1 protein-coding gene and 2 pseudogenes are annotated in these 24,228 nt (G+C 75.5%); all 3 read left to right on the top strand.

Features of this window, described 5'->3' with window-relative positions:
* Window positions 1–254 precede the first annotated feature (254 nt).
* Window positions 255–8,030 carry a type I polyketide synthase gene (locus tag ACGFML_RS24390; RefSeq protein WP_393546957.1) on the top strand — a complete coding sequence of 2,592 codons (7,776 nt, stop codon included), beginning with the start codon at window positions 255–257 and terminating at the stop codon, window positions 8,028–8,030.
* 83 nt (window positions 8,031–8,113) lie between these two features.
* Window positions 8,114–19,645 (top strand): annotated as a pseudogene (locus tag ACGFML_RS24395) (SDR family NAD(P)-dependent oxidoreductase); the annotation flags it as partial.
* Between the two features lie 326 nt (window positions 19,646–19,971).
* Window positions 19,972–23,862, top strand: a pseudogene (locus ACGFML_RS24400) (type I polyketide synthase); the annotation flags it as partial.
* Window positions 23,863–24,228 lie beyond the last annotated feature (366 nt).

Genomic DNA, 24,228 nt, shown 5'->3' on the forward strand with positions numbered 1-24,228 from the left:
ACGGGACGTGATCTCATCAGGGACTCTGCAGTGGCGAACCCTGCGAACGAGACACCGCCCGCCGGCAGGGCAGACGGATGGACCGGGCAGCGCCGGCCGGGACCGGCAATTGGCGGGCACGCGGGCGGCAGCCGCTCCCGGTGTGCACGGCCTCACCGCAAGAGGACTCGGTCCCGATAACCCTGAACACCGAAATCCTGGCCTGTGACATGTCACTGAGCATTCGTTCCGCCGTCCGTCTTGGGGGGAGTTTCATGCGCACCAACCGGGTTTTCCCGCAGGAACGCACCAGTGTGAACGGTGACCCGATCGCCATCGTCGGCCTGGCCTGTCGATTTCCTGGCGCCCCGAGCCCGGCGGCCTTTTGGGAGTTACTCCGGGACGGTGTCGGCGCCGTCTCGGACCCCCACCCCGGACGGCGTCTCGGTTCCGGCGCGGGCGGATTCCTGGAGCACGTCGACCGGTTCGATCCCGAATTCTTCGACATCTCGCCGCGTGAAGCGGCCGCCATGGATCCGCAGCAGCGACTCGCCCTCGAATTGGCCTGGGAGGCATTCGAGGACGCCGGAATCGTCTCGGCGGACGTCGAGGGCCGCAAGGTCGGCGTCTTCGTGGGGGCGATGTGGGACGACTACGCCACCCTGCTGCACCGGCGTGGCGAAGGCGCGGCCACCCAGCACAGCATGACCGGACTGCACCGCAGCATCATCGCCAACCGGGTGTCGTACACCTTCGACCTGCGCGGTCCGAGCATGGTGCTCGACACCGGGCAGTCGTCCTCGCTGGTGGCGGTGCACACCGCCTGCGAGAGCCTGCGGCGGGGCGAGGCGACCCTCGCGCTGGCGGGCGGGGTGAACCTCAATCTCACACCGGAGAGCACCCTTTACTCCGAGAAGTTCGGCGGGCTGTCCCCGGACCGTCAGTGCTTCACCTTCGACGCGCGCGCCAACGGCTACGTCCGGGGCGAGGGCGGCGGCCTCGTCGTGCTCAAGCCCCTCTCCCGGGCCCTCGCCGACCACGACCGCGTCTACTGCGTGATCGAGGGCACCGCGATGAACAACGACGGTGCGAGCGAGGCACTCACCGTCCCCAGCTCCCGGGCGCAGGAAGAGGTGTTGCGCGAGGCGTACGAGAAGGCCGGCGCCGAGGTGGCCGACGTCCAGTACGTCGAGCTGCACGGCACCGGCACGAAGAGGGGCGACCCGCTCGAGTCCGCCGCGCTCGGCGCGGTGTTCGGTGCCGGTCGCACCGACCGCACGCCGCTGCTCGTGGGCTCGGTGAAGACCAACATCGGGCACCTGGAAGCCGCCGCCGGCGTCGCCGGACTCATCAAGACGGCACTGAGCATCAACCACCGGGCGATACCGCCGGCACGCAACTTCGTCACCCCCAACCCGCAGATCCGCTTCGACGAGTGGCAGCTGCGCGTACCGACGGAACTGGGCGACTGGCCGCGCGCCGACGCCCCGTTGCTGGCGGGCGTCAGCTCCTTCGGCATGGGCGGCACGAACTGTCATGTGGTGCTGTCGGACGCCCGTGCGATGGCCGACCGCCCCGCCGGCGACGTCCCCGACGCACCGCCGGCCGGGTCCCCGCTGCTGCCGTGGGTGGTCTCGGCGCGCTCGGCCGCCGCGCTGCGGGCCCAGGGCGAACGACTCCGGGAGCACCTCGCCGGCGCCCCGGAGGCGAGCCCGGCGGCCATCGGGTTCTCGCTCGCCGCCCACCGCACCGCGTTCGAGGAGCGCGCCGTGATCCTCGGCGCCGACCGCGACGACCACCTGAGCGGCCTGGACGCCCTGATACGCCACGCGCCCGCGCCGAACCTGGTGCGCGGCACGACCCGCGGGGCGGGCCGGACCGCGTTCCTGTTCACCGGACAGGGCAGCCAGCGTCCCGGAATGGGCCGAGAACTGCACGCGGCCGTCCCGGCGTTCGCCGACGCCCTGGACGAGGTGTGCGCGCAGCTGGACACCCGGCTGCCGCACCCGCTCAAGGACCTGATCTTCGCGGAGCCCGATACGCCCGAGGCGGCCCTGCTCGATCGGACACGGTTCACCCAGGCAGCTCTGTTCGCGGTGGAGGTGGCGCTGTTCCGGCTGCTCCGGCGGTGCGGGGTGCGTCCCGACTTCCTGCTCGGCCACTCCATCGGCGAGCTCACGGCGGCCCATGTCGCCGGGGTGCTGTCCCTGGAGGACGCCTGCACCCTGGTCGCGGCACGGGGGCGGCTGATGCAGCAGGCCACCGAGGGCGGCGCCATGATCGCCGTCCAGGCCGACGAGCGGGAGGTGCGCGCGGCGCTGCCGGACGGTGCCGGGCCGGTCTCGATCGCCGCCCTCAACGGACCGCAGACCACCGTGATCTCCGGCGACCGGGACGCCGCGGCGCGGGTGGCCGCCGCGTTCGAGGCCAGGGGCCGGAAGACCAAGCGGCTGCGGGTCAGCCACGCCTTCCACTCCCCGCACATGGACGGCGTGCTGGACGAATTCCGTGACGTGGCGAGCGGGTTGACCTATGCCGCACCCACCGTCCCCCTCGTCTCCAACGTCACGGGGCGCCTCGCCACCGCGGCGGAACTCGGCTCACCGGACTACTGGGCCCGGCACATCCGCGCGTCCGTGCGCTATGTCGACGGCGTTCGCCTGCTGCAGTCCGAGGGCGTCACGAGCTATCTGGAGCTGGGCCCCGGCGGGCTCACCGCGATGACCCGGGAGAGCCTCACCGCGCAGGCGCGGCCGGGCGCCGCGGTCGTCCCCCTGCTGCGCGACGGCCAACCGGAGGACCGTACGGTCGCCGCCGCGCTCGCCGAGGCGTTCGTGCGCGGCGCGCGGGTGGACTGGGCGGCGCTCACCGGCTGGTCCGGCCCGCGGATCGACCTGCCGACCTACGCCTTCCAGCGCCGGTCCCACTGGTCCGGCGGGCCCGGCGAAGCGGCGGACCCGACGGGCGACGCCGGGCCGGCGCAGCCCGCGGCCGCGGCCGGTTCCCCGGCGGCGCCGGCCCCGCGCGAGCCGGCGTTCACCGCGGCCGGGGCCGATGTCCCGGAGCTGGTGCGGGCGAGTGTGGCCACGGTGCTCGGGCACCTCTCGTCCGACACCGTGGACACCGGCCGGACGTTCAAGGAGCTCGGCTTCGACTCGCTCACCGCGGTCGAACTCCGCGACCGGCTGGCCGAGGCCACCGGGCTGACACAGCTGGCCCCGACCGTGATCTACAACCATCCGACACCGGCCGACCTGGTGCGGTTCCTGCGCGCCGAGCTGTCGGGCGAGAAGCCCGGCGCGGACGACCCGCAGCTGTCGGCGGCCGCCCTCGACGAGCCGATCGCCATCGTCGGCATGGGCTGCCGCTTCCCCGGCGGGGTCCGTTCGCCGGAGGACCTGTGGCAGCTCGTGGCCGCCGGCAAGGACGCCATCTCCGCGTTCCCCGCCGATCGCGGCTGGCCCGCGGACGAACTCCGCGACCCGGAGAACCCGGACGTCCGCTACACCCGGGCGGGCGGCTTCCTCCACGACGCGGCCGCGTTCGACGCCGGGTTCTTCGGGATCAGCCCGCGCGAGGCGCTCGCGATGGACCCGCAGCAGCGCCAGGTGCTGGAGACGGCGTGGGAGGCGCTGGAGCGGGCCGGTATCGACCCCACTGCGCTGCGGGGCAGCCCGGTCGGCGTGTTCGCCGGTGCGACCGGGCAGGACTACGGGCCCCGGCTGGGCGAACCGGCGCAGGGCGGGCAGGGCTACCTGCTGACCGGCAACACCGCCAGCGTCATCTCGGGGCGGGTGGCCTACACCCTCGGCCTCGAAGGACCGGCGGTCACCGTGGACACCGCCTGCTCGTCGTCCCTCGCGGCGCTGCATATGGCGAGCCGGTCCCTGCAGCAGGGCGAGTGCACGATGGCGCTGGCCGGCGGGGTGACAGTGATGGCGACGCCGGGCATGTTCGTGGAGTTCGCCCAGCAGCGCGGTCTGGCGCCCGACGGCCGCTGCAAGCCCTTCGCCAAGGCCGCCGACGGCACCGGCTGGAGCGAGGGCGTGGGCATGGTGGTGCTGGAGCGACTGTCGGACGCCCGCCGCCACGGCCACCGTGTGCTGGCCCTCCTGCGTGGCTCGGCGGTCAACCAGGACGGCGCCAGCAACGGCCTGACGGCCCCGAACGGCCCGTCGCAGGAACGGGTGATCCGGCAGGCACTGGCCAACGCCCGGCTGTCCGCGCAGGACATCGACGCGGTGGAGGCGCACGGCACCGGCACGAAGCTGGGCGACCCGATCGAGGCCCAGGCGCTGGTGGCCACCTACGGCGCGGGCCGGGCCGACGCGGAGCCGTTGCGGCTCGGATCGGTGAAGTCGAACATCGGCCACACCCAGGCGGCCGCCGGCGTCGCCGCAGTGATCAAGATGGTGCTGGCGCTGCAGCACGGCCGGCTGCCCGCCAGCCTGCACATCGACGAACCGACCCCGCATGTGGACTGGTCCGCGGGTTCGGTGGCGCTGCTGACCGAGACCGTGCCGTGGCCGGCGGGCGACCGGGTGCGCCGGGCGGGCGTCTCCTCGTTCGGCATCAGCGGCACCAACGTGCACGCCGTCCTCGAGGAGGCGCCGGCCGAGGAGCGGCACGCGGCCCGGCCCGTCGACCCGTCCCCGGCACGGGCGGCGACGGTGCCGTGGCCGCTGTCGGCGAGGACGCCGGAGGCGCTGCGCGGCCAGGCCGCCGGCCTGCGTACCCATCTCGATGCCCGGGACGACCTCGACCCCGTCGACGTGGGCTTCTCGCTGGCGACCACCCGGGCCGCTCTCGAGCACCGGGCCGTGCTGCTGGGCGCCGGTCGGGAAGAACTCATGTCCGCCCTGGACGCATTGGCGCGGAGCGATCCGTCGGATGCGGTGGTCCAGGGCCTCGCCGTGCCCGGCGCGGAGACGGTGTTCGTCTTCCCGGGCCAGGGGGCGCAGTGGGCGGGGATGGCGGTGGAACTCCTGGACTCCTCCCCGGTGTTCCGCGAGCGGATGCAGGAGTGCGCGGCGGCCCTCGGTGCCGTCGTGGACTGGTCGCTGCTCGACGTGCTGCGCGGCGTGCCCGGCGCGCCGACGCTGGAGCGGGTCGACGTCGTGCAGCCGGCGCTGTTCGCGGTGATGGTGTCGCTGGCCCGGCTCTGGGAGTCCTGCGGTGTGCGGCCCACCGCGGTGATCGGGCACAGCCAGGGCGAGATCGCCGCGGCCTGTGTCGCCGGCGGCCTCTCGCTCCAGGACGCGGCGAGGATCGTGGCCCTGCGCAGCCGGGCGCTGACCGCGATCGAGGGCCGCGGCGGCATGGTGTCGGTGTCCCTGTCGCCCGAGCGGGTACGGCAACTGCCGTGCTGGGACGAGCGTCTCGACATCGCCGTGATCAACGGCCCCTCGTCGGTGGTGGTCTCCGGAGAGCCCGCGGCCCTGGAGGAGCTGATGGCCGGCTGCCTCGCCCAGGACACCCGGGCCAAGCTGATACCGGTGAGCTACGCGGCGCACTCCGCGCAGGTCGAGGCGATCCGCGAGCGGCTGCTGGACGCACTCCGCGAGGTCGAGCCCCGCCCGGGCGCGGTCCCCTTCTACTCGACGGTGACCGGGGAACTGCTCGACACCCGCGAGCTGGACGCCGAGTACTGGTACCGCAACCTGCGCGAACCGGTCCGGTTCGAGCGGGCGATGGGCACGGTCCTCAAGCGGGGCCACACGCTGCTGGTCGAGATCAGCCCGCACCCGGTGCTGGGCGTCGGCGCCCAGGAGGCCCTCGAGGCGCTGGGCGGATCCGGCGCGGTGGTGGGCTCCCTGCGCCGCGGGGACGGCAGCCTCAGGCGGTTCCTGTCCTCCCTCGCGCAGGCGTACGTGCTCGGGGCCCCGGTGGACTGGCCGGCCGTCTTCGAAGGCCGCGGCGCGGCACGGGCCGACCTGCCCACCTACGCCTTCCAGCACCAGCGGTACTGGCTGACGACGCCCGAGCCGGCGGCCGCGCCCGTACGCGCGACGGACGCCGAACGGCGGTTCTGGGACGTGGTGGAGCGCGGCGACGCGGAAGGGCTGGCCGCCGAGGTCGGCGTCGAGGACCCCGCCGCCCTGCGGGCGCTGCTGCCGGCGCTGTCCACCTGGCGGCGTCGGCAGGGCGAACGGGCCCGCGCCGACTCCTGGCGCTACCGGGTCACCTGGCAGCCGTTGCCGTCGGCGCCGGCCGGCGCCCTGTCCGGCCGGTGGCTGGTGCTCGTGCGCGAGGGCGCCGAGCGCGAACAGCCGGTACCGGCCTGCCTGGACGCCCTCACCAGGAGCGGCGCGCAGGTGGTGCCCGTGGTGGTGGCGGCGGGCGCCGGGCGCCGCGAGCTGGCGGAGCGGCTGCGCTCCGCGGCGTCCGACGGGCCGGCGCCGGCCGGGGTGCTGTCGCTGACGGCGCCGGCCGGGCCCGCCGCCCCCTCGGACTCCGGGCACTGGGCCGACACCCTGACGCTGGTGCAGGCGCTCGGCGACGCGGATGTGGGCGCCCGGCTGTGGTGTGTGACCCAGGGCGCCGTGGCGGTCGGCGCCGGTGACTCGGTGAGCGCGCCCGCGCAGGCGCAGGTGTGGGGCCTCGGCCGGGTCGCCGCCGTGGAGTTCCCCGAGCGGTGGGGCGGACTCGTCGACCTGCCGACGGAGCCGGACGGCCGGGTGCTCGCCCAACTGCCCGCCGTGCTGACCGGTCCGGACGGCGAGAACCAGGTGGCGTTGCGCGGGCCGCAGATGTTCGCCCGCCGGCTGGTGCGCGCGCCGCGGCGGGAGAGCGCCGCGCAGCGGCCGTGGCGGCCGCGGGGCACCGCCCTGGTCACCGGCGGCACCGGCGCGCTCGGCGCGCACGCGGCGCGCTGGCTGGCCGAGAACGGGGCCGAGCACCTCGTGCTGGTCAGCCGCAGCGGTCCCGGGGCCGAGGGCGTCGAGGCACTGGAGGGCCGGCTGACCGCCCTCGGTGCGCGGGTCACCACCCTCGCGTGCAACGTCGCAGACCGGGACGCGCTGGCCGCGCTGCTGGTCCGGCTCGACGCGGACGGCGACCCCGTGCGGACGGTCGTGCACACGGCCGGCGTGATCGAGAACACCCCGCTCGACGCGCTGACCCCGCAACGGTGCGCGGAGGTGATGCGGGCGAAGGCGGATGCCGCGCGGTATCTGCACGAGCTCACCCAGGACCGGGAGTTGGACGCGTTCGTGCTGTTCTCGTCCGTCTCGGGCATGTGGGGCAGCGCGGGCAACGGCGGCTACGCGGCGGCCAACGCCTACCAGGACGCACTCGCCGAGTACCGCAGGTCGCAGGGGCTGCCGGCCACTTCGGTGATCTGGGGACCGTGGGCCGGCGACGGGATGATGTCGCGCGACGGCATGGACGAGTCGGTCCTCCGCCACGGGATACGGCTGCTGGAGCCGGACCGGGCGATCGAGGAGCTGCGCCGGTGCCTCGACGAGGACACCCCGACGCCCGTCGTCGTCGACCTGGACTGGGAGGCGTTCTACCCGGCGTTCAGCGCGAAGCTCCCGACCCGGCTGTTCGCCGAGGTGCCCGACGTACGGCAGGCGCTCCGGGAGGGGCGGTCGCCGGCCGACGCCCCCGCGGCGGCCGCCGCCGGGACACTGGCCGAACGGCTCGCCCCGCTGGGTGCGGCGCAGCGCCGGGAGCTGACGTCCCGGCTGGTCGGCGCGCAGGTGGCGGCCGTGCTGGGGTACACCGACGCCGACGCGGTCGGCGAGCGTGCGCCGTTCAAGGACCTGGGGGTCGACTCGGTGATCGCGGTGGAACTGCGCAACCGGCTCCAGGCCGACACCGGGCTGCGGCTGCCGGTCACCGTGATCTTCGACCACCCCACGCCGGCGAGGCTGGTGGATTTCCTGCTGGCCACAGCTCTTCCCGACGAGAACCGCGAGCACGGTCCCGCCCCGGAGCCGGCCGCCGAGACGGACACGAGGCGCAGGACGGAACTCCGCGACGCGGAGCAGCGCATCAACGAGATGGACACCGACGACCTGGTGCGGCTCGTGCTCGGCCACGAGTAGCACCGCACCGAAGAGAACGTCGTTCCAAGGCAACCGATCTGTGAGGAACCATGGCCACGTCGCCGGACAAAATCGTCGATGCCCTGCGCGCGTCAATGAAGGAGACGGAGCGGCTGCGGCAGGAGAACCAGGACCTGGAGTACGCCGCACACGAGCCGATCGCCATTGTCGGGATGGGGTGCCAACTGCCCGGCGGCGTACGGAGCCCGGAGGAGTTCTGGCAGCTCATCGCCTCGGGCGGGGACGCGATCGGCGACCTGCCGACCGACCGGGGCTGGGACCTCGACGCGCTGTACTCCCCGGACGCCGAGCGCTCGGGAACGGTGTACACGCGGCACGGCGGATTCCTCACCGACATCGCCGGCTTCGACGCGGAGTTCTTCGGTATCAGCCCGCGCGAGGCGGTGGCGATGGACCCGCAGCAGCGGCTGCTGCTGCAGACCTCGTGGGAGACGCTGGAGCGGGCCGGCATCGATCCGGCGACGCTGCACGGCAGCCGGACCGGCGTCTTCCTGGGGACCGCCTTCCAGGACTACGCGACGCGGGTCCGGCCGGCCGATCTCGGGGAGTACGAGGGGTACTTCCTGACCGCGGGGGCGGCGAGCGTCCTCTCCGGCCGTATCGCCTACACCCTGGGGCTGGAGGGCCCGGCGGTCACCGTCGACACCGCCTGCTCGGCGTCGCTGGTGGCCCTCCACACCGCGTGCCAGGCGCTGCGCCGCAGCGAGTGCTCGCTCGCGCTGACCGGTGGCAGCACGGTGATGGCCACTCCCGGGCAGTTGCAGGGCTTCAGCCGGCAGCGCGGGCTGTCCAAGGACGGGCGCTGCCGCTCCTTCGCGGCGGCGGCGGACGGTACGGGCCTGTCCGAGGGCGTCGGCGTACTGCTGCTGGAGCGGCTGTCGGACGCCCGGCGGCTCGGCCACCGGGTCCTGGCCGTGGTGCGCGGCAGCGCGACGAACCAGGACGGGGCGAGCAACGGGCTGGCCGCGCCGAACGGGCCCTCGCAGCAGCGGGTGATCCACGAGGCGCTGGCCGATGCCCGGCTGTCCGCCGCCGAGGTGGACGCGGTGGAGGCCCACGGCACCGCCACCACGCTGGGCGACCCGATCGAAGCGCAGGCGCTGCTGGCCACCTACGGCCGACGGGACACCGACCCCGTGTGGCTGGGCTCGGTGAAGTCCAACATCGGGCACACCCAGGCGGCGGCCGGCGTCGTCGGCGTCATCAAGATGGTGCTGGCGATGCAGCACGGCGTGCTGCCGCCGACCCTGCACGTCGACGCGCCGACGCCGCACGTGGACTGGTCGTCGGGCCGGATGGAACTGCTGACGGAGTCGATCGGCTGGCCGGAGACCGGCCGGCCCCGCCGCGCCGGGGTGTCGTCCTTCGGCATCAGCGGCACCAACGCGCATGTGATTCTGGAGCAGGCTCCCGCGGACGAACCGGCCGCTCCCGAAGCCGACGCCGCGACACCGCCGCAGGTGGTGCCGTGGGTGCTGTCCGCGCGCAGCCGGGACGCCGTACCGGAGCAGGCCCGCAACCTGCTGGCCTGGCTGGGCGAGCGCGGCGAGCCCCGCCCGGCGGACGTCGGGTACTCGCTCGTCACCACTCGGTCGGCGTTCGTGCACCGGGCCGCCGTCGTCGCGGGCAGCGGGGACGAGCTCACCCGGAGCCTCGCCGCGCTGGCCGAGGGCCGCCCCGATCCGCGGGTGGTCCTGGGGACGTCCGTACGCGGCAGCCTCGGGTTCCTGTTCACCGGCCAGGGCAGTCAACACGTCGGCATGGGGCGGGAGTTGTACCAGGCGTCGCCGGTGTTCGCCGCCGCCTTCGACGCGGTCTGCGCGGAGCTGGACCGGCATCTGGAGCACCCGCTGCGCGAGGTGGTCCTCGAGGGCGCCGGCGGCGACGGGCTGCTGGACCGGACCGCGTACACCCAGCCGGCGCTGTTCGCGCTGGAGGTCGCGCTGTTCCGGCTGTTCGCGCACTGGGGAGTGCGCCCGGACCGGGTGGCGGGCCACTCCATCGGCGAGGTCGGCGCCGCCCATGTGGCCGGGGTTCTCTCGCTGCCGGACGCGGCGGCGCTGGTGGCCGCGCGCGGCCGGCTGATGCAGGCCCTCCCCGAGGGCGGCGCGATGGTCGCCGTGCAGGCCACCGAGGAGGAGGTGGCACCGTTGGTGGCGGCGCGCGCGGCGCTGATCGACCTGGCCGCGGTCAACGGACCGTCCTCCGTGGTGGTCGCCGGTGAGGAGCAGGCGGCGCGGGAGGTCGCCGCGCACTTCGAGGCCGAGGGGCGGAAGACCAAACAACTGACGGTCAGTCACGCCTTCCACTCGCCGCTGATCGACGCCATGCTGCCGGAGTTCCGCCGCGTGGTGGCCGGGCTGTCGTTCTCCGCTCCGGACATCCCGATCGTCTCCACGCTGACCGGCCGGGAGATCTCACCGGAGGAGATCAGCGCGCCGGAGTACTGGGTGCGGCACGCCCGCGGGACCGTACGGTTCGGGGACGCGATGCGCGCCATGGAGGCGGAGGGCGTCCGCACCTTCCTGGAACTGGGGCCCGACGGGGTGCTGTCGGCGATGGGGCGGGAGAGCCTGACCGCCGCGGACGCCGACCTGGTCCCGGCGCTGCGCGCGGACCGGGGCGAGGAGCTCGCCGTCACCGCCGCGCTGGCCCGGCTGCACACCCGCGGCGTCGAGGTGGACTGGCCGGCCTTCTACGGCTCCGGCGCCCGGGTGACCGAGCTGCCGGTCTACCCGTTCCGGCGCACCCGCTACTGGATGGACGCTCCCGCCTCCGCGGCGGCCGTCGGCTCCGCCGGTCTGAGCACCGCCGACCACCCGCTGCTCGGCGCGGTGGTGTCCCTGGCCGACGACGACGAACTGCTCTTCACCGGACGACTGTCGACGGGTACGCACGGCTGGATCGTCGACCACTCGGTCTTCGGCCGGGCGCTGCTGCCCGGCACCGGGTTCCTCGAACTCGCCCTGCACGCGGGCGAACGGGTCGGCCTGGACCGCGTGGACGAGCTGACCTTCCACACCCCGCTCGTGCTCCCCGAGCACGAGGCGGTCACGCTCCAGGTGCGCGTCGGCGCCGCGGGCGAGACGGGGCAGCGGGCGCTGAGCCTGCACTCCCGACCGGACGACGGCGCCGACGACGGACCGTGGACCCTGCACGCCACCGGTCTGCTCGCGCGGACCGGCACGCCCGAGGCCGAGGCCGAGGACCTGACCGCGTGGCCCCCGCGCGACGCGGAGCCGGTGGAGGTCGGCGGGCTCTACGCCCTGATGGCGGAGACCGGACTGGACTACGGGCCGGTGTTCCAGGGACTGCGGGCCGCCTGGCGGCGCGGTGACGAGTTGTACGTGGAGACCGGCCTGCCGGACGGTGCCGGCGCCGAGGAGTTCGGCGTGCACCCCGCGCTGCTGGACTCGGCGCTGCACGGGGTCGCGCTGAACGTCGTGTTCCCCGAGTGGGACCAGGCCCGGCTGCCGTTCTCCTGGCGCGGGGTGACCCGGTACGCCACCGGCGCCTCGGCACTGCGGGTGCGCCTGGCTCCGGTCGGTACGGACGCGGTGTCGGTGGTGGCCGCCGACGACACCGGGCAGCCGGTGCTGTCGGCCGACGCACTGGTGCTGCGCGCGGCCTCGCGCGAGGGGATCGAGGCGGCCGGCAGCGCCGTCCGCGACCGGCTGTTCCAGGTGGCCTGGGAGACCCTGCCCGCGCCGGCGGCGCCGAGCACCGCGCCGGCCCGGGCGGTCGTGGGCGCCGACGCGAACGAACTGGCGGCGTATCTCGCCGACGGGCCCGTCGAGGTCCACCCGGACCTGGCCTCGCTCGCCGGGGCGCTGGACGCGGGCCGTCCGGCACCCGGGACGGTGCTCGTGTCGTGTCGCGCCGGCTCCGGCGCGGTGGCCGATCGCGCCGCCGCCGTGCGGGCGGCCGCCCACCAGGCGCTCGATCTCGTGCACCGCTGGACGGCGGACGAGCGGTTCGCCGGCAGCCGGCTCGTCGTACTGACCCACCGCGCCGTCGCCGTGGGTGCCGAGGACGTCGCCGACCTGGCGCACAGCGCCGTCTGGGGCCTGCTGCGCACGGCCCAGTCGGAGAACCCCGGCCGCTTCACGTTGCTCGACCTCGACGAGCACGCGGACTCGCCCGCTCTGCTCGCCGCGGCCCTCACCACCGAGGAGCCCCAAGTGGCGCTCCGAAAAGGCGAGTTGAGGGTCCCCCGGCTGGCGCGGCTGCGTACCGGGCGCGCCCTGGCCGCGCCGGCGACGCCGACCTGGCGGCTGGGCGTCGAGAGCGGCGGGACGCTGGAGAACCTCGCCCTGCTCCCCCACCCCGAGGCCGCCGAGCCGTTGGCCCCCGGCCAGGTGCGGGTGGGCGTGCGGGCGGCCGGACTGAACTTCCGCGACGCGCTCAACGCGCTGGGCATGTACCCCGGGGAGGCCGGGCCGCTCGGTGTGGAGGGCGCCGGTGTTGTCCTGGAGGTGGGCCCCGGCGTCGGTTCGCCGGCGCCCGGCGACCGGGTCCTGGGCATGCTCTTCGGCGGGATCGGCCCGGTGGCCGTGACCGACCACCGGATGCTCGCCGCGGTCCCGGACGGCTGGTCCTTCGCCCAAGCGGCGGCCGTGCCCGCGGTGTTCCTCACCGCGTACTACGCCCTGGTCGACCTGGCGGACCTGCGGCCCGGCGAGTCGGTGCTGGTGCACGCCGGCACCGGCGGCGTCGGCATGGCCGCCGTACAGCTCGCCCGGCACCTTGGCGCCGAGGTCTACGCGACCGCCGGCCCGGCGAAGTGGGACACCCTGCGGGCGATGGGGCTGGACGACGCGCACATCGCCTCCTCCCGGACGCTGGACTTCGAGGAGACGTTCCGGCGGACCAGCGGGGGCCGGGGCGTGGACGTCGTCCTGAACTCCCTGGCCGGCGACTTCGTGGACGCGTCCCTGCGACTGCTGTCCGCGGGCGGCCGGTTCCTGGAGATGGGCAAGACCGACGTCCGCGACCCCGCGACCGTCGCGGCCGGGCACGACCAGGTCACCTACCAGGCGTTCGACCTGGTGGACGCGGGAGCGGACCGCACCGGGGAGATGCTGGGCGCGCTGCTCGGCCTGTTCGACCGCGGCGCGCTGCGGCTGCCGCCGGTGACCCCGTGGGACGTGCGCCACGCCGCCGAGGCGTTCCGGTACATCAGCCAGGCACGGCACATCGGCAAGGTGGTGCTCACCGTGCCGTCCGGGCTCGACCCGGACGGCACGGCCCTGATCACGGGCGGCACCGGCGCGCTGGGCGCGGCGGTCGCCCGCCGGCTGGTGGAGCGGCACGGCATCCGGCACCTGACCCTCGTCAGCCGCCGCGGCGCCGAGGCGCCCGGGGCCGACGAGCTGGTGGCCGAACTCACCGCGCAGGGCGCCGCGGTGACCGTCGCGGCCTGCGACGTCGCCGACCGTGCGGCGGTGGGGCAGCTGCTCGCCGCGGTGCCGGCGAACCGTCCGCTGACCGCGGTGGTGCACACGGCCGGCGTCCTGGACGACGGCGTGCTGGCCTCGCTCACCCCCGAGCGGCTGGACACGGTGCTCCGCCCCAAGGCGGACGCGGCGCTGCTGCTCGACGAGCTCACCCGGGACGCGGACCTGTCGGCGTTCGTGCTGTTCTCCTCGACCGCCGGTGTGCTCGGCGGCCCGGGGCAGGCGAACTACGCCGCGGCCAACGTCCTGCTGGACTCCCTGGCCTGCCACCGCAGGGCCGCGGGGCTGCCCGCGGTGTCGCTCGCCTGGGGTCCGTGGGAGGACTCCGGCAGCATGCTCGGCGGACTGGGCGAGGTGGACCTGGTCCGGCTCGGCCGCACCGGCCTGGTGCCGCTCGCCGGCGAGGAGGGGCTGGAGCTCTTCGACGCCGCCCTCGCGGCGGGCGAGCCCGCGCTCGTCCCGGCCAAGGTCGACAGCGCGATGCTGCGCCGGGCGCAGGCCGACGAGCTGCCGCACCTGCTCCGGGGGCTGGTCAGGACGCCGAAGCGGCGGGCCGGCCGCGGGGCGGCCCGGCCCGCGGCGGCCGCGGCGCTGCACGGCCGGCTGGCCGCCGCTTCCGAGGCCGAGGGGGAGCAGCTCCTCCTCGACCTGGTGCGGCTGCACGCGGCGACGGTGCTGGGGCACGCCGACAGCGCGACGGTCGCCGCCGACCTCGCGTTCAAGGAGCTGGGCTTCGACTCACTGACCGCGGTGGAGCTGCGCAACCACCTCGGCGGCGCCGTCGGGGCGCAGCTGTCGTCCACCCTGATCTTCGATCATCCGACGCCCGCCCTGCTGGCCCGGCACCTGCGTGCCGAACTGCTGGGCACCGAAGCCGACCGGGCCCCGGCGCCGGCCGCCGCACCGGCGGTGCCGGTGGACGACGATCCGGTCGCGATCGTCTCGATGAGCTGCCGCTACCCGGGCGGCATCGCCACGCCGGAGGACCTGTGGCGGCTCGTCACCGACGAGTCGGACACGGTCTCCCCGTTCCCGTCCGACCGCGGGTGGGACGTGGAGAGCCTGTACGACCCGGACGGGAACCGGCCGGGCACGACCTATGTGCGGGTGGGCGGATTCCTCGACGACGCCGCACGGTTCGACGCGGGCCTGTTCGGGATCAGCCCCCGTGAGGCGCTGGCCATGGACCCCCAGCAGCGGCTGCTGCTGGAGACCTCGTGGGAGGTGCTGGAGCGGGCCGGGATCGATCCGCTGTCGCTGAAGGGCAGTCAGGTCGGGGTGTTCGTCGGGGCCGCCTCCCAGGGCTACCCGTCGGACCCGCGGCAGGCGCCGGAGGACCTGGGCGGCTATCTGCTGACCGGCAGCACCGCGAGTGTGATGTCCGGCCGGATCGCCTACGCCTTCGGCGTCGAGGGCCCGGCTCTCACCATCGACACCGCCTGCTCCTCCTCCCTGGTGGCGCTGCACATGGCCGTGCAGGCCCTGCAGCGGAACGAGTGCTCGCTGGCGGTGGCCGGCGGGGCCGCCGTCATGGCCGCCCCCGACATCTTCCTGGAGTTCAGCCGTCAGCGCGGGCTGGCACCGGACGGCCGGTGCAAGCCCTTCGCGGCCGCCGCGGACGGCACCGGCTGGGGCGAGGGGGTCGGCACGCTCCTGCTGGAGCGGCTGTCGGACGCCCGCCGCAACGGCCACCCGGTCCTGGCGGTCGTCCGGGGCTCCGCGATCAACTCCGACGGCGCCAGCAACGGGCTGACCGCTCCCAACGGCCCCTCCCAGCAGCGGGTGATCCGGCAGGCGCTGGCCAACGCCGGGCTGTCGGCCCGGGACGTCGACGCCGTGGAGGCGCACGGCACGGGCACCAAGCTCGGCGACCCGATCGAGGCGCAGGCCCTGTCGGCGGCGTACGGGCGCGAGCGGGACGAGGAGAGCCCGCTGTGGCTGGGCTCGGTGAAGTCCAACATCGGGCACACCCAGGCCGCCGCGGGCGTGGCCGGCGTCATCAAGATGGTGTCGGCGATGCGGCACGGGGTGCTGCCCCGGACGCTGCACGTCGACCGGCCCACGCCGGAGGTCGAGTGGGCGGCGAGCGGGTTGTCGCTGCTGACCGAGGCCACGCCGTGGCCGGAGACCGGCCGGCCGCGACGGGCCGCGGTCTCCTCGTTCGGCATCAGCGGAACCAACGCCCATGTGATCATCGAGCAGACTCCGGCGGCGGACGCCGAGCGGCCGGCCGCCACCCCGGCGCCGGACGCCGCGGCCCCGGACGCTCCGGTGCCGTGGGCGCTGTCCGGGAAGACCCCCGAGGCGCTGCGCGCGCAGGCGGGCCGGCTGCTGGCCGCTCTCGAGGAGGGACCCGAGCCGGATCCGGCGGGCGTCGGCCACGCCCTGGCCACCACCCGCGCCACCCTCGACCACCGCGCCGTGGTGATCGGGGGCGGCCGGTCGGACCTGCTGGCCGGACTGGCCGCGCTGGCCGAGGGCCGGGATCTGGACACGGTCGTCCGGGGCACCGCGCGCGGCCGGGGGAAGACGGTGTTCGTGTTCTCCGGGCAGGGCTCGCAGTGGGCGGGGATGGCCGCGGAACTCCTCGACACCTCCGAGGTGTTCGCCGAGCGGATACGGGAGTGCGAGGCGGCTCTGGAGCCGTTCGTGGACTGGTCCCTGACCGGCCTGCTGCGGGGCGCGGCCGACGCGCCGTCGCCGGACCGGGTGGACGTCGTCCAGCCCGCGCTGTTCTCGGTCATGGTGTCGCTGGCCCGGCTGTGGCAGTCCTTCGGCGTCCGGCCGAGCGCGGTGATGGGCCACAGTCAGGGCGAGATCGCCGCGGCGTGCGTGGCCGGCGCGCTGACGCTGGAGGACGCGGCCCGGGCGGTGGCGCTGCGCAGCAAGGCGCTGGGCACCCTGCCCGGCCGGGGCGGCATGGTGTCCGTCGGGCTGGGCGAGGAGGCGGTCGGGCACCTGGTGTCGCGCTGGGAGGGCAGGCTCTCCGTCGCCTCGGTGAACGGCGCCTCGTCCACGGTCGTCTCGGGTGAGGTGACCGCGCTGGAGGAACTGGTGGCGCACTGCACGGCCGACGGCGTACGGACCAGGACGCTCCCGGTGGACTACGCCTCGCACTCGCCACAGGTCGAGCAGGTGCGCGAACGGCTGCTGCGGGAGCTGGCACCCATCGCCCCGAAGCCGGCGCGGATCCCGTTCTACTCCACCGTCACGGGCACGGAGCTGGACACCACCGCGCTGGACGCGGAGTACTGGTACCGCAACCTGCGGCAGACCGTCCACCTGGAACGGGTGACCCGTCTGCTGCTGGAGCAGGGCTACGACGTCTTCGTCGAGGCCAGCCCGCACCCCGTACTGACCATGGCACTGCAGGAGACCATGGACGCCGCGAACGTGGCCCACGGGATCGCGGTGGGCTCGCTGCGCCGCGCGGACGGAGGGCTCCGGCGCTTCCTCGCCTCGGCCGCGGAACTCCACACCGGTGGTGTCCCGGTGGACTGGACGGCGGCCCTCGGCGGCCGCGCCGGTGGCCGCATCGCGCTGCCGACCTACCCGTTCGAGGGCGAGCGCTACTGGCTGGAACGCGTCCGGGCGACGGGGGACGTGGCCTCGGCCGGTCTGGGGCCGGCCCACCACCCGCTGCTGGGCGCCCTGGTCACGCTGCCCGGCTCGGCCGGCACGGTCCTGACCGGGCGGCTGTCGACGGGCACCCAGCCCTGGCTCGCCGACCACGCGGTGCTCGGCACGGTGCTCCTCCCGGGCACCGGGCTGGTCGAACTCGTGCTGCACGCCGGCGAGGAGCACGGCTGCGACACGGTCGAGGAGCTCACCCTCCTCGAACCGCTGGTCGTCGAGGAGACCGTCGGTGTCCAGCTCCGGGTGCTGGTCGGTGAGGCCGACGAGGCCGGGCGGTGCTCCGTGGAGGTGCACTCCCGGCAGGAGGACGCCGCCGGGGACGCGCCGTGGCGGCAGCACGCCGTCGGCGTGCTCGCCGCCCGGGGCCCCGCGACGCCGGACCGGATGCCGCCGTGGCCGCCGGTGGACGCCGAGCCGGTGGTGCTGGACGACGGGTACGCGCTGCTCGCGGCCGGCGGGCTGGAGTACGGCCCGGCCTTCCAGGGGCTGCGTGCGGTCTGGCGGCAGGGGCCGGACGTCTTCGCGGAGGTCCGCCTCCCGGACGAGGCACAGGCCGGGCGGTACGGCGTGCATCCGGCGCTGTTCGACGCGGCGCTGCACGCGATCGTGCTGGGCGGGCTGGTGGCCGACGCCACCGAGCCCCGGCTGCCGTACGCCTGGAAGGGCGTGCACCTGCACTCCACGGGGGCGGCGGCGCTGCGGGTGCGGCTGTCGCCGGCGGGTCCGGACGCCGTGTCGCTGACGGCTCTCGACGCGTCCGGCGAGCCGGTGCTCTCGGTCGAGTCGCTGATGATGCGGCCCGTCCCGGCGGGCGGCATCGAGAACGCCCGCGGCGGCCGACACCGTTCGTTGTTCCGGATCACCGGTGAGCGGGTCGCGCTGCCGCAGGCGCCCGCCGCGGGCGCCTGGGCCGTACTGGGCCCGGACGACCTGCAGGTGGGGGCCGTCATGGAGGCGGCCGGGGGCCGGCTGGACGGGTACGAGAACCTGGACGCGCTGGCCGCCGCGGTCGCCGCGGGGGCTGCGCCGCCCGAGGTGGTACTGGTGCCCTGCCTGTGCGACCCGCAGGCGGCCGGCGATCCGGCCGGGGCCGCGCGGGAGGCGACGCACCGGGCGCTGGCGCAGGCCCAGGCGTGGCTCGCCGACGACCGGTTCACCGGGTCGCGGCTGGTCTTCGTCACCCGCCGCGCGATGTCCCTCGACGACGAGGACGGCGCACCACACGACCTGCGGCACGTCCCGTTGTGGGGCCTGGTGCGCTCTGCGCAGTCCGAGCACCCGGGCCGGTTCGCCCTGCTCGACACCGACGAGGATGCCGACTCCCGCCGCGTGCTGCCGGCGGCGCTGGCCTCCGGCGAACCCCAGCTGGTCGTGCGCGGGGGCGTGGTGCGCGCGGTGCGGCTGGCCCGGGTCACCTCGGCCGGCGAAGAGCCGTCCGACCCGGCGCCGTTCGCGGCGGACGGCACGGTGCTGATCACCGGCGGTACCGGCGGACTGGGCGAGCTGACGGCCCGGCACCTGGTGGCCCGGCACGGCGTCACCCGGCTGCTGCTCACCAGCCGCGGCGGCCGGAAGGCGGCGGGCCTGGCCGAGCTGGAGGCGGACCTCACCCGGCAGGGCGCGCACGTCACGGTGGCGGCCTGCGACGTGGCCGACCGCGAGGCGCTGGCGGCGGTCCTCGACGCGATCCCGGCGGCGCATCCGCTGACCGCGGTGGTGCACGCCGCCGGTGTGCTGGACGACGGGGTGCTCACCGCGCAGACGCCGGAGCGCACCGACCGGGTGCTGCGTCCCAAGGTGGACGGCGCGCTGAACCTGCACGAACTCACCCAGGGGGCCCCGCTGTCGGCCTTCGTGCTGTTCTCGTCGGCCGCCGGCGTGCTCGGCACCGCGGGGCAGAGCGGCTACGCGGCGGCGAACGCGTTCCTGGACGCGCTGGCGCGCCACCGGCGGGCCACGGGCCTGCCGGGCAGCTCGCTGGCGTGGGGCATGTGGGAGCAGCGCAGCGGTCTGACCGGCGGCCTGTCCGAGGCGGACCTGCGGCGTATGGCGCGGTCCGGGGTCGGGCAGTTGCCCACCGAGGAGGGGCTCGCGCTGTTCGACGCGGCGCTCAAGGCGCCGGACGCCGTGCTGGTGCCGATGCGGCTGGACCTGACGGCGATGCCGGCCGCGGGCGAGCCCGGCCTGGTGCCGGCGGTGCTGCGCAGCGTGCTCCGTACCGGTCGGCGCCGCGGCGCCGCCCCGTCGGACGGGGCGGGTGGGACGTTCACGGCCCGGGTCGCCGAACTCCCCGCCGAGGAGCGGGAGCAGGCGGTCCTGCGCCTCGTACGGGAGCAGGCGGCGACGGTGCTGGGGCTGGCCTCCGCCGAGGCGGTGGCGGACACCCGGGGCTTCCTGCAGATGGGCTTCGACTCGCTGACCGCGGTCGAGCTGCGCAGCCGGCTGAGCGCGGCCACCGGTCTGCGGCTGCCGGCGACGCTGGTCTTCGACCAGGCCACCCCGGCGAACGCCGCCCGCTACCTGCGCGACCTGCTCTTCCCGGAGAGCCGGGAACTCACCGAGTCCGAGGCCGAGGAGAAGAGGTTCCGCGAGGCGCTGGCCTCGATTCCGCTGGCCCGCTTCCGGCAGGCCGGTCTGCTCGCGGATCTGCTCCGGCTCGCCGGCGGGGAGCCGGCCGCGGATCGGCCGGCGGGGGGCGAGGAGCCCGGGATCGACGACATGGACGTCGCGGATCTCGTGCGCACGGCCTTCGGCGGGGACAAGTCCTGATCTTGGATTCGACAGCGGGAGGGGTCATGGCCACATCGTCCGAAGCGGTGGTCGAAGCACTGAGGGCTTCGCTGAAGGAGAACGAACGGCTCAGGAACGCGGCACAGGCAGCGGTCGAGCCGATAGCGATCGTCGGGATGGGCTGCCGCTACCCGGCCGGGGCCGGCTCGCCCGAGCAGCTGTGGGACCTGGTCCTGGAGGGCCGGGACGCCGTCGCGGGGTTCCCCGCCGACCGCGGCTGGGACCTGGCGTCGCTGTTCGACGCCGACCCCGACCGGCCGGGCACCTCGTACACGCGGGAGGGCGGATTCCTCTACGACGCGGCGGAGTTCGACGCCGGGTTCTTCGGCATCTCGCCGCGTGAGGCGCTCGCCATGGACCCCCAGCAGCGGCTGCTGCTGGAGACGTCCTGGGAGGCGAGCGAACGGGCCGGCATCGATCCGCGCACGCTGCGGGGCAGCCGGAGCGGGGTCTTCGCGGGGGTGATGTACCACGACTACGGCGCCCGGCCCGGGGTGGCGACCGAGGAGGTGGAGGGGTACCTCGGCACGGGCAGCGCCGGCAGCGTCGCCTCCGGCCGGATCTCGTACACCCTGGGGCTCGAAGGCCCCGCCGTGACGGTGGACACGGCGTGCTCCTCGTCGCTGGTGGCGCTGCACCTGGCGGTGCAGGCGCTGCGCCGGGGCGAGTGCTCGCTGGCCTTCGCCGGCGGTGTGACGGTGATGTCGACGCCCGCCACGTTCGTGGAGTTCAGCCGGCAGCGGGGGCTGGCCCCGGACGGCCGGTGCAAGTCGTTCGCCGACACCGCGGACGGCGCCGGCTGGAGCGAGGGAGCCGGCGTGCTGCTGCTGGAGCGGCTGTCCGACGCCCGCCGCAACGGCCGGCGGATCCTCGCGGTGGTGCGCGGCAGCGCGGTGAACCAGGACGGGGCGAGCAGCGGGCTGACGGCGCCCAACGGGCCGTCCCAGCAGCGGGTGATCCGGCAGGCGCTCGACGACGCGGGCCTGTCGACCGCGGACATCGACGCGATCGAGGGCCACGGCACCGGCACGCCGCTCGGCGATCCGATGGAGGCCCAGGCGATCCTCGCGACCTTCGCCGGCGAGCGCGCCCGTCCACTGTGGCTCGGCTCGGTGAAGTCGAACATCGGGCACGCCCAGGCGGCCGCGGGCGTCGCCGGCGTCATCAAGATGGTGATGGCGCTGCGGCACGGTGTGCTCCCCAGGACCCTGCACGTCGAGGCGCCCTCGACCCATGTGGACTGGTCGGCCGGCGCGGTGGAGCTGCTGACCGAGACCCGGCGGTGGCCGGACGCCGGGCGGCCGCGTCGCGCCGGGGTGTCGTCGTTCGGCATCAGCGGCACCAACGCCCATGTGATCGTGGAGGAGGCTCCCGCCCCTGCCCCCGCCCCCGGTCCGGGCGAGGCGGGCGAGCCGGCGCCCGAGGAGGCCGGCGGCCCCCTGCCGTGGCTGGTGTCGGGCCGGGACGAGGCCGCGCTGCGGGCCCAGGCCGGGCGGCTGCACCGCCACCTGGAGGACGACCGGGCCGTGCGCCTGACCGATGTGGCGTACTCGCTCGCCACGACCCGATCGGCGTTCGAGCGCCGCGCGGTCGTGGTGGCATCGGACCGGGCCGAGCTGGCGGACGGTCTGCGTCGGCTCGGCGACGGCGAGCGGCCCGCTTCGGGCGCGCGCGACGAGGTGTCGGACGGAAGGCTGGCGGTGCTGTTCACCGGCCAGGGGGCGCAGCGGGTGGGCATGGGGCGTGAACTGTACGCGCGCCACCCGGCGTTCGCGGCGGCCTTCGACGCGGTCTGCGCCGAGCTGGACCGGCATCTCGACCGGCCGCTCGGGGACGTGGTCTTCGGCGAGCCGGGGACCGAGGGCCTGCTCGACGAGACCGGCTGGACGCAGCCCGCGCTGTTCGCGGTCGAGGTCGCGCTCTACCGGCTGGTGGAGTCGTGGGGGGTGCGGGCGGACGTGGTCTCCGGCCACTCCGTCGGCGAGCTGGCCGCCGCGCACATCGCCGGGGTGTTCTCGCTCGCGGACGCGGCCGCCGTGGCCGCGGCCCGGGGGCGCCTGATGCAGGCGCTGCCGCCGGGCGGCGCGATGGCCGCGGTCCAGGCGACCGAGGACGAGGTCGTGCCGCTGCTGGCCGAGCGGTCCGGGCGGGCCGGTCTCGCGGCGGTGAACGGCCCCTCCTCCGTGGTGGTCGCCGGTGACGAGGACGCGGTCACCGAAGTGGCCGCGCACTTCGCCGCGCTGGGGCGGAACACCAAACGGCTACGGGTCAGCCATGCGTTCCACTCGCACCGCATGGACGCGATGGTGGCGGAGTTCACCGCCGTGGTGCGGGGCGTGTCCCTCAACGCCCCGCGGATTCCGGTGGTCTCCGCGCTGACCGGTGCCCTGGTGACGGCCGACGAGGTGTGCGCGCCGGAGTACTGGGCGCGGCATGCACGCGAGACCGTCAGGTTCCTCGACGCGGTGCGCGCGCTGGAGGCCGAGGGCGTCACCACGTATCTGGAACTCGGCCCGGACGCGGTGCTCGCGGCGATGGCCCAGGAGTGTGTGACCGCCGGCGACGCCGTGTTCGCCGCGGCCGCGCACCGCGACGAGCCGGCGGAGCGGGCGCTGCTGGCGGCGCTGGGAGCGCTGCATGTGCGCGGTGTCGCGGTGGACTGGGCCGGTCTGTTCGCCGGCACCGGGGCCCGGCAGGTGCCGCTGCCGACGTACGCCTTCCAGCGCGAGCGGTACTGGCTCGACGCGGGCGACCCGGCGGGCCGGTCCCTGGCCCGGGTGGACGAGCACCGCTACCGCGTCGACTGGGCGGCACGGCCCGAGCCGGCGGCGTCCCCACTGTCCGGCAGCTGGCTGATCGTGTCCTCCGCCGGTGCCGAGGGCCCGGCCCAGGAGGTGCTGGCGGCCTGCCGACGCGCCGGGGCCGGCGAGGTGCACCACCTCGGCGTGGACACCCGAGCCGGGACCGACCGGGCGCTGCTCGCCCGCCGGTTGCATGCGGCGGCCGGCGAACGGCCCCTGGCGGGTGTGGTGTCCGTACTGGCGGCGGACGAACGGCCGCTGCCGGACGGCCCCGCGCTGTCCCGGGGGCTGGCGGCGACGGTGGTGCTGGCGCAGGCGCTGGGCGACGCCGGCGTGGAGGCCCCGCTGTGGTGCCTCACCCAGGGCGCGGTGGACACCGGCGCCGAGCCTGCCCGGCGCCCGGTGCAGGCGGCCGTGTGGGGCCTGGGCCGGGTCGCGGCGCTGGAGTGGCCGCAGCGCCGGGGCGGCCTGATCGACCTGCCCGAGGCGGTGGACGAGGCCGCGCTCTCCCGCCTCGTCGCCGTCCTCGCGGAGCCCGGCGACGAGACCCAATGGGCCGTTCGGGACAGCGGAGTTCACGGCTGCCGGCTGGTGCGCTCGCCGCTGGCCGAGGTGCCGGTGCGGCGGGCCTGGCAGCCCACGGGCAGCGCGCTGGTGACCGGTGGGACGGGGGCGCTCGGCGCGCACGTGGCCCGCTGGCTCGCCGGCCGCGGCGCGGAGCGCCTGGTGCTGCTCAGCCGCCGGGGGCCCGACGCCCCCGGGGTGGCCGAGCTGACCGCCGAGCTCACCCGGCTGGGCAGCGAAGTGACCGTCGCCGCCTGCGACCTCACCGACCAGGACGCGCTGCGGCGGGTCGTCGAGTCGCTGCCCGCGGAGCACCCGGTGACCACCGTGGTGCACACGGCGGGCGCGATCCAGGAGGAGAAGTCACTGGCCGACTGCGGCCTCGCGGAGATCGCCGAGGTGCTGTCCGGCAAGCTCGAGGGCGCCCGGAACCTGGACGCCGTCTTCGACGGGACGCCCGGCCGGTCCCCCGACGCGTTCGTGCTCTTCTCCTCCGGCGCCGGGCTGTGGGGCAACGTCGGGCAGTCGGCGTATGCGGCGGGCAACGCGTTCCTGGACGCGCTGGCGAGTGCCCGCCGCGCCGGGGGCCGGGCCGCGACCTCGGTGGCCTGGGGCGCGTGGGACGGCGGGGGGATGGCCGTCGCCGACGGTGCCGGCGATCTGCTGCGCGAGCGCGGCGTACCGCTGATGGCCCCGGAGACGGCCCTCGCGGGGCTGCAGGCGGCCCTGGACCGCGACGAGACCCTCACGGCCTTCGCCGACATCGACTGGGACCGGTTCGCGCCCGCGTACAGCATGTCCCGCTCGCGCGCCCTCCTCGACGAGCTGCCGGAGGCGCGGCGCGCCGTGCAGGGGGGCACCGCCGGACCCGGCGGGGTCCTCGACGCCCTGCAAGGCCGGCTCGCGGACCTGACCGGGGACGACCAGGAG

Source organism: Streptomyces sp. NPDC048650, assembly GCF_043199095.1.
Lineage (GTDB): Bacteria > Actinomycetota > Actinomycetes > Streptomycetales > Streptomycetaceae > Streptomyces.